Origin of the sequence: Peptostreptococcus sp., from assembly GCF_036639115.1 — a bacterium.
In the GTDB taxonomy this organism is placed as follows: Bacteria; Bacillota; Clostridia; order Peptostreptococcales; family Peptostreptococcaceae; genus Peptostreptococcus.
On the sequence record NZ_JAVWJH010000003.1, the window covers coordinates 300,779 to 315,772 of the forward strand.

At 31.2% G+C, this 14,994-nt stretch carries 16 protein-coding genes; 12 read left to right on the forward strand and 4 right to left on the reverse strand.

The window, feature by feature from the left end:
• The first annotated feature begins 49 nt into the window (after positions 1-49).
• From msrB to RR561_RS05640, 3 genes are read left to right on the forward strand one after another with little or no spacing between them, the layout of a single operon-like run.
• Entirely contained in the window at positions 50-1,003 is a 954-nt protein-coding gene (gene msrB, locus RR561_RS05630) for a peptide-methionine (R)-S-oxide reductase MsrB (RefSeq protein WP_332506578.1), read from the forward strand.
• Between the two features lie 60 nt (positions 1,004-1,063).
• On the forward strand, positions 1,064-2,311 hold the full coding sequence (locus tag RR561_RS05635; protein WP_332506579.1) for an alanyl-tRNA editing protein: 1,248 nt from the start codon (positions 1,064-1,066) through the stop codon (positions 2,309-2,311).
• 38 nt (positions 2,312-2,349) lie between these two features.
• A complete protein-coding gene (locus tag RR561_RS05640; protein WP_332506580.1) occupies positions 2,350-2,667 on the forward strand; it encodes a hypothetical protein in 318 nt (105 codons plus the stop codon).
• A 122-nt stretch (positions 2,668-2,789) separates the two neighbouring features.
• Here RR561_RS05640 and RR561_RS05645 read toward each other — a convergent pair whose 3' ends face one another.
• The gene (locus RR561_RS05645) at positions 2,790-3,386 is read right to left on the reverse strand and encodes a hypothetical protein (protein WP_332506581.1); all 597 of its coding nucleotides are present in this window, start codon (positions 3,384-3,386) and stop codon (positions 2,790-2,792) included.
• Between the two features lie 220 nt (positions 3,387-3,606).
• Between RR561_RS05645 and RR561_RS05650 the strand changes: the two genes are divergently transcribed.
• The 9 genes from RR561_RS05650 (at position 3,607) to RR561_RS05690 (ending at position 11,364) form a co-directional block, all read left to right on the forward strand.
• On the forward strand, positions 3,607-4,701 hold the full coding sequence (locus tag RR561_RS05650; protein WP_332506582.1) for a protein kinase domain-containing protein: 1,095 nt from the start codon (positions 3,607-3,609) through the stop codon (positions 4,699-4,701).
• A gap of 346 nt (positions 4,702-5,047) precedes the next feature.
• Positions 5,048-5,791, forward strand: a complete 744-nt coding sequence (gene rpsB / locus RR561_RS05655; protein WP_332506583.1) for a 30S ribosomal protein S2 — start codon at positions 5,048-5,050, stop codon at positions 5,789-5,791.
• A gap of 104 nt (positions 5,792-5,895) precedes the next feature.
• Positions 5,896-6,804: a translation elongation factor Ts gene (gene tsf / locus RR561_RS05660; RefSeq protein WP_332506584.1), complete on the forward strand. Its 909-nt coding sequence runs from the start codon at positions 5,896-5,898 to the stop codon at positions 6,802-6,804.
• Between the two features lie 120 nt (positions 6,805-6,924).
• Positions 6,925-7,629 carry a UMP kinase gene (gene pyrH, locus RR561_RS05665; RefSeq protein ID WP_332506585.1) on the forward strand — a complete coding sequence of 235 codons (705 nt, stop codon included), beginning with the start codon at positions 6,925-6,927 and terminating at the stop codon, positions 7,627-7,629.
• 54 nt (positions 7,630-7,683) lie between these two features.
• Positions 7,684-8,241, forward strand: a complete 558-nt coding sequence (frr, locus tag RR561_RS05670; RefSeq protein WP_332506586.1) for a ribosome recycling factor — start codon at positions 7,684-7,686, stop codon at positions 8,239-8,241.
• 69 nt (positions 8,242-8,310) lie between these two features.
• Entirely contained in the window at positions 8,311-8,595 is a 285-nt protein-coding gene (locus RR561_RS05675) for a putative quinol monooxygenase (RefSeq protein WP_332506587.1), read from the forward strand.
• A 306-nt stretch (positions 8,596-8,901) separates the two neighbouring features.
• Positions 8,902-9,633 (forward strand): isoprenyl transferase, encoded by a 732-nt coding sequence (locus RR561_RS05680; protein ID WP_332506588.1) that lies wholly within the window; start codon positions 8,902-8,904, stop codon positions 9,631-9,633.
• 10 nt (positions 9,634-9,643) lie between these two features.
• Positions 9,644-10,423: a phosphatidate cytidylyltransferase gene (locus RR561_RS05685; protein WP_332506589.1), complete on the forward strand. Its 780-nt coding sequence runs from the start codon at positions 9,644-9,646 to the stop codon at positions 10,421-10,423.
• 35 nt (positions 10,424-10,458) lie between these two features.
• Complete coding sequence (locus RR561_RS05690; RefSeq protein WP_332506590.1) at positions 10,459-11,364, forward strand: DUF4846 domain-containing protein; 906 nt, start codon at positions 10,459-10,461, stop codon at positions 11,362-11,364.
• 63 nt (positions 11,365-11,427) lie between these two features.
• Here RR561_RS05690 and ispG read toward each other — a convergent pair whose 3' ends face one another.
• From ispG to RR561_RS05705, 3 genes are all read right to left on the reverse strand, one after another.
• Positions 11,428-12,483: a flavodoxin-dependent (E)-4-hydroxy-3-methylbut-2-enyl-diphosphate synthase gene (gene ispG / locus RR561_RS05695; protein WP_332506591.1), complete on the reverse strand. Its 1,056-nt coding sequence runs from the start codon at positions 12,481-12,483 to the stop codon at positions 11,428-11,430.
• A 145-nt stretch (positions 12,484-12,628) separates the two neighbouring features.
• On the reverse strand, positions 12,629-13,636 hold the full coding sequence (gene rseP, locus RR561_RS05700; RefSeq protein WP_332506592.1) for an RIP metalloprotease RseP: 1,008 nt from the start codon (positions 13,634-13,636) through the stop codon (positions 12,629-12,631).
• Positions 13,637-13,727: 91 nt separating this feature from the next.
• The gene (locus RR561_RS05705; RefSeq protein WP_332506593.1) at positions 13,728-14,948 is read right to left on the reverse strand and encodes a 1-deoxy-D-xylulose-5-phosphate reductoisomerase; all 1,221 of its coding nucleotides are present in this window, start codon (positions 14,946-14,948) and stop codon (positions 13,728-13,730) included.
• Positions 14,949-14,994: the final 46 nt, after the last annotated feature.

Genomic DNA, 14,994 nt, shown 5'->3' on the forward strand with positions numbered 1-14,994 from the left:
ATAAATAATAAAAGTTTATTTTTATTTTAAAAAAGAAAGGGGAATTGTCATGAAGAAGTTAGCAACATTTGCTGGAGGTTGTTTTTGGTGTATGGTGAAACCATTTACAGCGTATGATGGCGTTGAGAAGGTAGTCAGTGGATATATTGGTGGGGATACTATAGAACCTAGCTATAAAGAGGTTTCCAGTGGTACTACGGGACATTTTGAGGCTATAGAGATACACTTTGATGATGAAAAAATCTCGTATGAAGAATTATTAAATATTTATTGGAAACAGGTAGATCCATATGATAGCCAAGGTCAATTTGCAGATAGAGGTTCTCAATATCAGACGGCCATATTTTATCATGATGAGGAACAGAAAAATATAGCATTAGAGTCAAAGAAAAAACTAGAAGAAAGTCGTAATTTTAAAGAAAAGGTAGAAACTAGGATATTAGAGGCTACCGCTTTTTATCCTGCAGAGGATTATCATCAAGATTATTACAAGAAAAACTCTACTCATTATAACAATTATTATAAAAATTCAGGAAGATATAATTTTGTAAAGAGTAATTGGGATAGAAGAAATGTAAATAGAAACGAATTGATGGCAAAACTTACAAATATACAGTTTGAGGTAACCCAAAATGATATGACTGAAGTTCCATTTGAAAATGAGTACTATGATAATTTTGAAAAGGGTATCTATGTAGATATAGTGGATGGAACACCTTTATTTTCTTCATCTGATAAATATGATTCTCAGTGTGGTTGGCCAGCTTTTTATAAACCTATAAAAGATACTTCTATATTTAACAGAACTGACTATTCTTTTGGAATGGTAAGAACTGAGGTTAGAAGTGTAAACGCTAACAGTCATCTAGGTCACGTATTTGATGATGCCCCTGAAGAAAAGGGTGGTAAAAGATATTGTATAAATTCAGCCTCCCTAAAGTTCATACCATATGATAAAATGAAAGAAGAAGGGTATGAAGAGTTTAGATCACTTGTAGAATAATTTTTATGAGCTAACTCTTTATGTAAGGAATTATTGTTTAGATGGGTGGTTGTTTTATTTATGGAGAATTTATATTATAGAGAGAGAAATCTAAAAGAAGTAAAAACTCAAATAAAGAAAGTAATTGATTATAACGGAAAAACTGGGATTTTACTAAAAGAAAATATCTTCTTTCCAGGTGGAGGAGGTCAGATTTCAGATTCTGGATATATAACTGGTGTAGATAAAAATAATAATGAGATAAAAGTAAAAGTGATAAATGTTTTAGAGGATTTAAAATTTGGAATAGTGGTTTTGATAGAGAATATAGGAGAAATAGATATTGATGCCCCTGTAAAGTGTACAGTTGATTGGGACAGAAGAGAAGATGGTATGCAACAACATACTGGTCAACATGTATTATCAGGTTGTTTTTTTAAAATATTTCAAAGAAATACAAAGGGCCTTCATATTGGAAAAGAGCTTTCACAACTGGATATAGAGGGCGAATTTACAGATGATATGGTAAAAGAAATAGAAGAATATGCGAATAATATAATTCAAGAAGGAATTGATATTAAAAACTATATTATAGATGATGAATTAAGAAAAAAAAATATTACAAGAAGACCATTACCAGATACTAAAGAAGAAATAAGAGTATTGGAGATTCCCAATTTGGATATAAATGCATGTTGTGGAGTTCATTGTTACAATACTAGAGATCTTCGTATGATAAAGATAAAAAGATTTTATAGACACAAAGGATCAACTAGATTTGAGTATTTAGTAGGACAAAGAGCAGTAAAATATGTTTTGGAAAGAGAAAACGTATTTGAACGTGTATTAAATAACTTCAATTGTGATGAAAAAAATATTGAAAATGCTATACATAACTTGAATAATAAAAAAGATGAACTGTATGAAAAAAACAGGTATTCAAGCCTTAAATACATAGAGTTATTTTCAAATGAAATTATAAACTCAAGTAAAATAAATAAAGATAATATATATATAGTATATAAAATATTTGAAGGTGAAAAAAACTGGCTGCTGGCTGATATTGCGAAATATATAACTGAAAATTATAAGGCGATAGTTTTATTTGCAAATAAAGCAGACGGTTTTGTAGATATAAAACTTCAAGCAAGTAAGAAATTGACAAAAGAGCATAAATATATAAATTTGGGAGAAGATTTTAAAAACAAATCTAAATTGGTAGATGCCAAGGGTGGAGGATCAGCTTTCATGGCTCAAGGTATGTGTGAAAATCAAAAAAACATTGACAATTTCTTGGATAGTATTTATCATATATATATTGAAAAATAAGAAAAACTGTTTAGCATTAAATGTATGAGGAGGCCAAGATGTCATCAGCAGGACTAATTATTTTAATATTGTTGTCACTATTTGCTATTTATTGTATGGTTGGTAAAAATGGTAGAGGCGTGAAAAATTATATTATTAGAAACACAGTCGGCGTATATGTTATGATATTGGGCTTATTATCTATTCTTAAATCCAATTTAGGTTTAATACAAGGTTTTTATTTTGGTTTGGTAACATTCGTTATCTCCATTCTTACTTTGTTTGTGTTTAAGAAAGATTATAAGAAATGTCAGATTTTGAATATAATAGGTATTGTAATAGGAACGATTGCTACACATTTTGCATATATTCGTTGAAAAAATGTGTTTATTAGAAGGATTAAAGTATTTTACTTTGGTCCTTTTTTATTTTATGACAATATAAAAAAGTAGAAGGCAAAAGCCTTCTACTTAAATTAGATATCGAACAATCTAATTATTTATTTTTTTATTGTTGTAAGTTCATATCCATTTACAATCAAGGAACTAAGATTTTCATCTGTTAGAACTGCATCAAATTTTATTTTAGATTTCTCATTTGGGTAGGAAAAGTATCCATTTGCATAGACCATTTTATCGTTTTTATGCATGGAAGTTGTAACTACCCTTACATCGCCATCTACTGGAACATAAGTATTTAGGTAGCTTGAAATCAACTTTTCATATTTAGAGTTATCCTCACTAGATATTGTAGAACTTTGTGCTACGAATTTATCGGGCAAACCATCCGAACTAGACATTCCAAAATTATTTGTAATTTTACCAGCAATTAAAAGAACAAACATGATTATTGCAGCAGCATAAATTGCCTTCACCCAAATTGGTGAGTTAAGTCTGTTTAGCTTTGCTTTGTTTTTACTTTTAGTTTGTTGATTTATTTGTTCACGCATCTTGTTTATATCATATTGGATTACACGATTATCGTTGTATACATTTTTTTGCGTGTCGGCCTGTGATTTTTTATTATTGTATGCTTTTTTCTTTTCAGCAAAGTTAATGGCCTTACCGGAATTTGTTTTCTTTATTTTTTCGCTCAAATGTAACCCTCCAGTCTTAAAAATACAAAAACACTATTAATATCCTAATTATATTAAATTTATAAATAATAGTCAATAATGATGTCTAGAAAGTATACTAAATTTATAGCACTAAGTCAACAATCATATATAGAAAGAATTCTCATTTTGTGATAAAATTGAGTAAGAAGAGTTTAATTTATGAATCGAAATTTACTTTCTTGGAGGAGGAAGAGAAAAAGTGATTTTTATAGGTAATAGATATGAGATAACGGATAGGCCCGTTTATATTGAGGAAAATAAGCTTTATAATGCTTATGACTCAGAAAAAAATGTAAACGTTAAGATAAAAATAATAGAAAATAATAGATACATAAGCATAGATTTTATACCAAACCTTATTGATGAGAGTATGATAATAAATGAGTTGAAGTGTCCATATATACTTAACATACTAGACGTTGGCGTGCACAGAACCGTGGACAACCTACTTTACTATGTAGTATATGAAAATTTTGATGGAGTATCGCTTTCAACGCTTACAAGGGGAGCCTACCTTCATCTTGATGCATTGATAAGAATAGCAACTCAAGTTATAAAAGCTCTTCAATCATACAAGAGTCTTGGTAAAAATCATGGTTCCTTAAAGCCTGATGATATATTGGTAGATGATAAATACGGAATCAAAATTGCAGACTTTGGTATAACAGAAGCTAATAGAGGCACAAACATTAGATGCTCTGGTAATTTAAAATATCTGTCTCCATCACAGCTTTCTATAGACTTTACGGATATAAAGACAGATTTGTATTGCGTTGGTGTAATATTGTATGAAGCAACTTTTAAAAGATTTCCCTTTAGTGAAGCTCATACAGAAAAACAATTGATGAGAGCAATTGATAAGGGTGTAATGTGGACAAAAGTAAATACAAATGATTATAATCAAGAGTTTGTAGATATAATAAAAAAATTATTAGAAAGAAATGATAACTTATGTTATAAAAATTATAATGAAGTTCTTATGAGTCTGAGCCAATTTATGTATAAGACTTCAAAAATCAGTACAACAGAAATCAATAATATGGCATCTAAACCACAGCTTGAGTCAGTACTGGATAAGACAGGGAGAATTGATCCAGAAGATTTTTATAAGACAAATCAAATATTCTTAAAGGATATCGATAAGGAATTGATCAAGCAAGCCATCGAAGAAAAAGCATCGATAAAAGCAGAAAAAATAGAAGAAAAGCACAAAGGTCAAAAATTAAAAAAGGCAGTTATACTTACCATTGTTGTATTGATAGTAGGAACAATGCTGGCTTCAATTTTTTTATAAAGAAAGTTTGTTAAGAATCATAAATAAAATGTTCATTTTATTCAATATAAAAATAATTATTAACTAAAAACTAACTCATTTTAGTAAGGTTTATTTTGAATAAACAAATTTAATTAAGATAATTCATAGTAATATTATAACAATTATATTTTGGTAAGTTTTTATAGATAATCTATTTATATTGGATGTTGACTTTTATATATTTAAATGATAAAATGATATAGGTTATTTTAAGACCAATAAATTAAACACAGCAACGGGATTTCTAAAAGGTGCCGTATATTTTATAAGAGGTTTTTTAGAGAGAAGAACGTGCTGGAGGTATAAAACCGAGGAGGAAAAATTAATGTCAGTAATTTCAATGAAACAATTACTAGAAGCTGGTGTACACTTTGGACATCAGACAAGAAGATGGAACCCAAAGATGTCGAAGTATATATTTACAGAAAGAAATGGTATATATATAATCGACCTACAGAAGACTGTAAAGAAGATTGATGAAGCTTATAAGTTTATGCAGGAAGTAGCAGAAACTGGAAAGCCAGTACTATTCGTTGGTACAAAGAAGCAAGCTCAGGATGCTATAAAGGAAGAAGCTGAAAGATGTGGAATGTTCTATGTAAACGAAAGATGGCTAGGAGGAATGCTTACTAACCATAAGACTATAAAGACTAGAATCAAGAAGTTAAGAGAACTAGAAGCTATGGAATTAGATGGTACATTTGATGTACTACCAAAGAAGGAAGTTCTTCAGCTTAGAGCAGAAAAAGATAAGCTAGAAAAATTCCTAGGTGGTATAAAAGATATGCCAGAACTACCAGCTGCAATATATGTAGTTGATCCTAGAAAGGAAAACATAGCAATACAGGAAGCTCATAGACTAGGTATACCAGTAGTTGGTACAGTTGATACTAACTGTGACCCAGATGAGATCGACTATCCAATACCAGCTAATGATGATGCTATTAGAGCTGTAAAATTAATAACTGGTGCAATGGCTAGTGCTGTAATCGAAGCTAGACAAGGTGTTGATGATGTAGCTGTAGAAGAAGAAGCTGTTGAAGCTGAAGCAACTGCAGAAGAAAAGTAATTAATACATTAAAAATACATTGAATAATGTAAAGCTTATGGTAAGGGCAATGCCCTTACCATTTTGTGAATAAATAATAATTTAATTAATAGGAGGATTTTACGATGGCTGTAACTGCACAGATGGTAAAAGAATTAAGAGAAGCAACAGGCGCAGGTATGATGGACTGTAAGAAGGCTCTTACAGAAGCTGAAGGCGATATGGAAAGAGCAATTGATATATTAAGAGAAAAAGGTCTTTCAAAGGCTGCAAAGAAGGCTGATAGAGTAGCTGCTGAAGGTCTAGTAACTATAAAGACTAATGAAGATAATACTGCTGCTGCAATAGTAGAAGTAAACTCTGAAACTGACTTCGTTGCAAAGAATGAAGATTTCAAGGTTTTTGTAAATGATGTAGTAGAAATGGCTTTAGATGGTTCTGCTGAAAACGTAGCTGAATTACTTGAAGTTGAACATAAAGAAGGAAAGGCTCTTCAGGATATTTTAAATGATAAAATAGCAAAAATTGGAGAAAAGCTTGACATAAGAAGATTTGAAAAGATCTCTACAAACGGAAAGATGGCAGGTTATATTCATGGTGCTGGTAAGATAGGTGTTATTGTAGAATTAGACACTGATTCTAACGACGATAAGATATTTGAATTAGGTAAGGACGTAGCTATGCAAATAGCAGCTATGAACCCTAAGTATATCTCTAGAGAAGATGTTGATCAGGATTATATAGCTCATGAAACAGAAGTTCTAAAGCAGCAGGCATTGAACGAAGGAAAGCCAGCTAATATAGTTGAAAAAATGGTTGTTGGTAGACTAAATAAGGAATTAAAGGAAGTTTGTCTATTAGATCAGGTATTCATTAAGGACTCTGAAATAACTATAGGAAAGCTTATTGAAAAGGTTGCCAAGGAAGTTGCTAGCCCAATAAAGATTTCTAGAATGGTTAGATATGAAGTAGGCGAAGGAATTGAAAAGAAGCAGGAATGCTTCCTTGAAGAAGTTGCTAAGCAGATGAACTAATCAATAAAGTAAAGAGAACACTTAGCGTGTTCTCTTTTTTATAAGAATACGTGTTTAATATACAAGATAAAAATTATTTCGTATACAACACAAAATTAATTGTTAAAGGAGAATATTAATATGAATGAACCTATATACAAAAGAGTGTTGCTAAAGATAAGTGGCGAAGCTTTATCTGGAGGAACAGGATTTGGTATTAACAATGATGTGTTACACGATATATCTTTGGGTATCAAGGAGCTAAATGATGTAGGAGTAGAAGTAGCTGTAGTAGTTGGTGGAGGTAATTTCTGGAGAGGTAGAACCAATCAAGGAATGGATAGAACAACTGCTGACTATATAGGTATGCTTGCTACTGTTATGAATGCTATGGCCCTACAAGACTCTTTAGAAAACGTAGGAGTTCCTACTAGAGTTCAAACAGGTATAGAAATGAGACAGGTTGCAGAGCCATATATTAGAAGAAGAGCAGTTAGACATCTTGAAAAGGGAAGAGTAGTGATATTTGGTGCCGGAACAGGTAACCCATACTTCTCAACAGATACAGCCGCTGCACTTAGAGCTGCAGAAATGGAAGCAGATGTAATATTATTGGCAAAGAATGTTGATGCCGTATACGATAAGGATCCTAAGATCCATGATGATGCAAAAAAATTCAGTAACTTAACTTATATGGAAGTAATAAATAAAGAACTAAAGGTTATGGACTCAACTGCTACATCGTTATGTATGGATAATAAGATCACTATAAAGGTATTTGAGCTTTCAACTGAAAATATTATTAAGGTTGTTTATGGAGAAAATCTTGGAACAATCGTGGAATAATAGTATAATATAAGTACGAAATTGGCTTTAAAAATTATTTTCAGGAGGGTTTTTATGAAGTTGGACATTCACGTTCTTTTAGAAGAACAAATGGATAAAACTATTGAAGCGTTAAAATTTGAGTTTGGTACTGTTAGAGCAGGTAGAGCTAATCCATCAATGCTTGATAAGGTAAGAGTGGATTACTATGGGACACCTACTCCAGTGAATCAGATGGCAGCTGTAGCTGTAGCTGAAGGTAGAATATTGACTATAACACCATGGGATAAGTCAAGTATTCACGATATCGAAAAGGCAATTGCTGAATCAGATATCGGCATAGCACCAACAAATGACGGTTCTGTAATAAGAATATCTGTTCCTCAACTTACAGAGGAAAGAAGAAAAGAACTAGCTAAAAAAGTATCTAAGTCATCTGAAACATTCAAAATAAGAATAAGAAATGACAGAAGAGATGCTAATGATGAAATAAAGAAGATGGAAAAGGCTGGAGATTTGGCAGAAGATGAAGCTAAGAAAGCTTTAGAAGAAGTTCAGAGCATGACTGATGAATACATCAAGGAAATCGAGAACTTAACATCTGAAAAAGAAAAGGACATTATGTCAGTTTAATTTTTAAGAGAGATGGATTTCCATCTCTCTTATTTTTTATTTAAAATCTAAGTTGCAAAAGGAGAAAACATGAAAAGATTAAATATATATGTTAGATATACATCAAAAAAGGATTGTAGAGATAAATTTTTAAATGAAGTTGATAAAAATGATATACTAGATAAAATAAGATCAGAAGATGGATGTATTATGTATGAATATTTTGTATCAATGGACAAAGACAATCAAATATTATTAGTAGAATCATGGGAAGATGAATCTTATCAAATAGAACATATGAAACAAGAGCATATGAAGAAGCTAAAAGAAATAAAAGACAAATATATCCTAGAAACGTATATTGACAAAATATAGTAGTGAAATTCAGTTTATATGCTAATAAAAAGATAGGAAATAAAATTTATGGAAATTCTATAGAGTGAAAATAAAATTTTATTTTTTTAAAAAATTGTTAAAGTAATTGTATGGCTAAGATGCTTATATAAAAATTAAAATAAATTATATTTCAAAAATACAAAGAATTATGACTTGTTTTTTGAGCTATTATTAATTTCTTTATAATTGTAGAACAATTTTTGTTATGGTATAATATCTTTAAGGTATCTATATTTTGAACTAAATATAAGATAAAAGCATTAATAAATTAAAGGAGACATTTGTATGGAGAAGATGTATTACGATATAGATGAAGAAAGAGTGCCTCAACATATTGCGATAATAATGGATGGCAATGGTAGGTGGGCAAAGTCTAAAATGATGCCAAGAACTTATGGGCATAAGGCTGGAGTTGAAACAATTAGAAAAGTAGTAAAGGAATCTAAAAGACTAGGTATAAAATACCTTACTCTGTATGCATTTTCAACAGAAAACTGGAAGAGGCCAAAAGATGAAGTATCTGCACTTATGAAGTTATTAGTTACATATCTGAGACGTGAATTGGCTGAACTTGATAAAAATGATGTTAAAATAAATACCATAGGAGATATATCAAAACTTCCAGAAGCATGTGTAGATGAACTGAATAAGTCAAAAGAAAAAACAAAGGACAACAAATCGCTTGTTCTTACTCTTGCATTAAATTATGGTGGAAGAGCAGATATAATAGATGCTGTAAAGCTAACGTGTGGCGATGTACTTGATGGAAAGATAAAGATAGAAGATATAGATGATGACGTATTTTCTGCTTATCTAGATACAAAAGATATAGTAGATCCTGATTTAGTTATCAGAACAAGTGGAGAACAGAGACTTAGCAATTTCTTGCTTTGGGAAATTGCATATTCAGAATTTTACTATACAGACATTCATTGGCCAGACTTTGATGAAGAAGAACTACAAAAGGCAGTATATTCTTATCAAAACAGAGATAGACGCTTTGGCGCTGTTAAATAGGAGGTTTTTTATGAAACAGAGATTTACTTCAGCATTAATTATGCTTCCACTTTTGATACTTTTAATTGTTCGTGGAATACCACTCTATATTGGTGGTGCAATTTTGATGTTAATAGCATTATATGAATTTTATTCCGCATTTGAAAACATTGACTACAAGCCAATAAAATTTTTAGGATATGCATTTACGATATTTGTATTTTTTGGAAATGTATTTAAGCTGCAAACAGAAGCTTTTGCATTTGCATTATTTATAGTTTTTATAGGGGCAATAATTTATGTTTTATCGCATAGAGCAAATGTAGTAGATGTTTCTTTAACTTTTTCAGGAATACTGTATGTATGTTTATGCTTTAATTATATCATTATGATGGTGGATAAAATTCCTGATGGTCACTTATATGTTTGGTTGATATTTATAATAGCATTTGCTACAGATATATTTGCATACTTTGTTGGCAAGAACTATGGAAAACATAAGTTAATACCTAGTGTAAGTCCAAACAAGACAGTAGAGGGTAGCTTAGGCGGAATCCTGGCTAGTGTGGTGTTTAGTGCCTTGTTTGCTATAGCATTCAAACTTCCTGTACTAATGCTTATCTTAATTGCATTAGTTGGTAGTATTGTAGCACAAATAGGTGACTTGACAGCATCTTCTATCAAAAGATATGCAGGTATAAAAGACTTTGGAAACCTAATACCAGGGCATGGCGGAGTACTTGATAGATTTGACAGTGTACTGTTAGTATCTCCATATGTATATCTAGTTCTAGTATTTTTTATTAAATAATTTATATTGTTTAAAACTTAGGTGGTGCATCATAGATGAAAGTTGAAAAAAGCAATTCTGCTTATAATAAAATGATTAGAAATATAATTATTTTATTAAGTATTTCTATAATGTTGATAATATTAACATCTTGTTCTATAGATAAAAAAGAAAATACTTACGAAATTTTAAATAAAGATGGAGATAATATAGAAAGCAGATATAATCCACCTAAAGGATATAGTAGAATTGAGGCAGATAAAGACAGCTTTGCATATTTTTTAAGGCATGAAAAATTAAAGAAATATGGCGAAAAAAGTATCTATTACAATGGAAAAGAGAAAAAGAGTGAAGGTGTTTATGATTCAGTTTTTGATATAGATTTGGAAGGGAAAAACCTTCTTCATTGTGCAGATGCTTGCTACAAGTTTATGGGTGATTATTTATATTCGCAGGGAAAATATGATAGTATTAAGTTTCATTTTGTTTCTGGTGGAATTGCTGATTTTGGTAAATATACTAAAGGGTATAGGGTTGATCCAGAAACAGGAAATTATTATGAGGGGGCAGGTTCTTCATCCTCAGAAGATGTATACAAGAAATTTATAAATCTAGTATATGCATACTCAGGAACTTTATCCCTTGAGGTAGATACATATGCAGTTGATATAGATGATATGCAAATAGGAGATGTATTTGTTATCGGTGGAACTCCTGGAAGTAAAAGAGTAGGACACGCTATAATGGTAGTTGACATGGCCAAAGACAAGAATAATAATAAGGTGTTTATGTTAGCGCAATCATATATGCCCGCACAACAGACGCAAATATTGGTCAATAAAAAAGAAAAAGAAATAAGTCCATGGTATAGCTTGGAAAAAGTAAAAAAAGAAAAGAAACTACTTAGCCCTCAGTGGACATTCCAACTTGATGAGTTAAGACGATTTAAAATAGAAAATTAATTTGTATCAATTAAAAGTGGTGATTATTATAATCACCACTTTTTAATATTATCTATATATTATTTAAAGCTTATTTATTTCATCTACTAGCGTATCAACTATTTCATCTTGAGGTATCCTCTTAACGATTTCTCCCTTTTTGAATAGAAGTCCTATGCCATCTCCACCTGCTATACCAATGTCAGCTTCTTTGGCTTCTCCAGGACCATTCACAGCACATCCCATAATGGCAACAGTGATATCTTTTTCTATATGCTCAATTTTGCTTTCAACCTCATTAGCCAAATTTATAAGATTTATTTGGCACCTTCCACAAGTAGGACAAGAGACTATTTTAATTTTATCATTCAATAATCCTATACTTCTCAAAATTTCTTTTCCGACTTTAATTTCTTCAACAGGGTCTCCAGTAAGAGATATTCTTATAGTATCTCCTATGCCATCTGCCAGTAAAGATCCAATACCAATTGATGATTTGATAGTACCCTTAAATACGCCTCCTGCTTCAGTAATTCCTAGATGAAGAGGGTAGTCCACCTTCTGTGATATCAACCTATAAGCCTCTATTGATTTTCTGATATCAGAATTTTTTAGTGAGATAACTATATCATAAAAATCAAGGTCTTCTAATATCTTTACATGCCTAAGAGCAGACTCAACCATGGCTTCTGCTGTTGGTCCATTAAATTTATCTAACAGATCTTTTTCTAAAGAACCACCATTAACACCAATTCTTATAGGAATGTTTTTTTCCTTACAAGCGTGAACAACCTCCTTGGTTCTATCAATGCTACCAATATTACCTGGATTGATTCTAATAGCATCCACTCCCTGCCTAATAGCCTCTAGGGCAAGCCTGTAGTCAAAGTGTATGTCCGCAACTATAGGTATGGCAGTAGCAGATTTTATTTCACCAATTGCTTTGGCAGCTATCATATCTGGTACTGCTATTCTTACAATGTCACAACCAGCATGCTGTAATCTATATATTTGTTCAATTGTAGCCTTTGGATCCCTAGTGTCCGTATTAGTCATTGATTGAACTGATATAGGAGAATTTCCACCTATAACTAATTTTCCGATTTTTACTTTTCTTGTATCTCTTCTTTTATAACTCATCTTGACTCCTTTTTAACTTATTAAACTTTATTGATATAGTCTAATAGAAGTAATATCAATAAAATATTATTGATTCAAACTCAATGCTTTAAAAATATATTAAGGTATTTAAAAAATTAAATACCTTAAAGTAATTTCTATTTTATTAAGCAAACAATCTAAGAATGTCTTTATAGGTAATAAATACCATAAATGCTAGTAATACAAACAATCCAGCTCCATTTATATATCCTTCAACCTTTGATGGTAATTTCTTACCACCTCTTATAGCTTCTATAATAAGCATCAATATTCTCCAACCGTCTAGAGCCGGTAGAGGAAGTAGGTTCATTATACCGATGTTTAGACTTATAATTGCAGTTAAATAGACTAAGTTTATAAAGCCTGTTGTTGCGGCATTAGATACCATATTTATTACACCAACTGGTCCAGCTAGTGAATTGGTAATATTGCCTGAAAGCTGTCCAGTTACTAGTTGCCATAAGAACTGTAGCATAGCCTTAGCAATTTCGTATGTAGAATAAAATGCTTGTGAAATAGCTTTAGTTGGATTTTTTTCATTCTTTGGCTGTATCCCTATTGCATATTTACCTGCATTTTTTTCTGGAACAATAGCAACCTGTTGAGTTTTTCCATCACGTTCATATTTTATTTGTAATTCTTTACCTTCACTCTTTGTAATTATAGAACTAATTTCATTGAATGATTTCACATTATTATCATTTATAGAGATTATCTTGTCATCTGCCTTCAAACCAACTTTGTAAGATGGTGAATCTGGCATTACTTTTCCAAAAGTTGTACTTGGAGTACCAACTACAAAGAAAAATGGTATTAAAAGAACCACACACAAGATAATATTTGCCATTGGTCCTGCAAATATTGAAAGAAATCTTTCTTTAATAGATTTTTGACCAAATGAGTTTGGATCTACGGAATCTTCATCTTCACCTTCCATAGCCACATAACCGCCTATTGGAAACAATCTAACATTATATACTATCCCTTCTTTTTCCCAACCAAACAGTCGAGGCCCCATGCCTATAGAGAACTCATGGATAGTTACGCCAGCTCTTTTAGCAAAGTAAAAGTGCCCTAATTCATGTATGAATATAATGAATCCGAATACCAATATTGCTGCAATAATATTCATATATTTACTCCTTTTCTACGTTATATGCCAACTTATTTACAAATTGGCTCTGTATTTGTGTATTGATAGTGTTATAAAACTATAAAATTATCTACTTTACAGTTTTATTTATGAAATCTCTAGTCCATTCATCCAGTTTTAGAATATCTTCTAGGTTAGGTTCCTCTATATAGTCATGACTTTTAATGGCTATATCAATGTATTTTGCTATATCATAAAATCCGATTTCATCATTTAAAAACTTACCAACTAATACTTCATTTGCTGCATTTAAAACTGTACAATCTGTTCCTCCATGCTTTAGAGCATCGAAGGCTAATTTTAAACAAGGAAAGACTTCCATATTAGCTTTTTCAAAAGAAAGATTAGCTATCTCAAAAAGGTTTAGCCTTTCAAAATCAGCATCTATTCTTTCAGGGTAAGTAAGTGCATATTGTATAGGAACTCGCATATCAGGGCAACCCATTTGAGCAATTACAGTAGAGTCGCTAAACTGTACCATAGAATGAACTATACTTTGTGGATGAACATGTACAACTATATCATCAGGATCTACTCCAAATAACCACTTAGCCTCTATAACTTCAAGACCCTTATTCATAAGAGTAGAAGAATCAATAGTTATCTTTTGACCCATAGTCCAATTGGGATGTTTTAAAGCAGCCTCTTTTTTTACATTTATTAAATCTTCTTTACTCTTACCCCTAAAAGGTCCACCAGAAGCTGTTAAAAGTATTTTGTCTATTTTACTATTATCTTCTCCATTTAAACATTGAAATATTGCACTATGTTCACTATCAACAGGCACAATTGAAGCATTGTATTTCTTGGCTTCTTTCATAACTAAGCTACCTGCAGTGACCAAGGTTTCTTTATTTGCTAGGGCTATAGTAGTAGAATTTTTGATAGCCTCTAAGGTTGGAACTAGTCCGATCATACCCACTACAGCAGTTACAAGTATGTCTATCGATTTAGACTTGGCAATTTCAACAAGTCCGTCGAGGCCTGTATATACATCCAGCTTCACTAGATCTTTATCTAGAGAAGTGTTTTTTATTTTTAGAAAATCCAAATAAGAATCCTCATCAAATATTGTAACTTTACGCGGTTTAAATTCCTTTATTTGTTCTAAAAGTAGTTTGGTATTTTTATTAGTAGTGATACCCTCTACCTCAAACAGTTCTGGATTTAGCCTGATAACATCTAAGCTTTGTGTTCCAATTGAACCCGTTGAACCGAGTATAGAAATTATTTTTTTTGTATTTAAAGTCTCATTCTCATTCAAAGACTTAAGATTTTTATTTAAAATCAAATTACTCACATCCTATTCTTTTCTTTTAAATATTACCTAATAGATT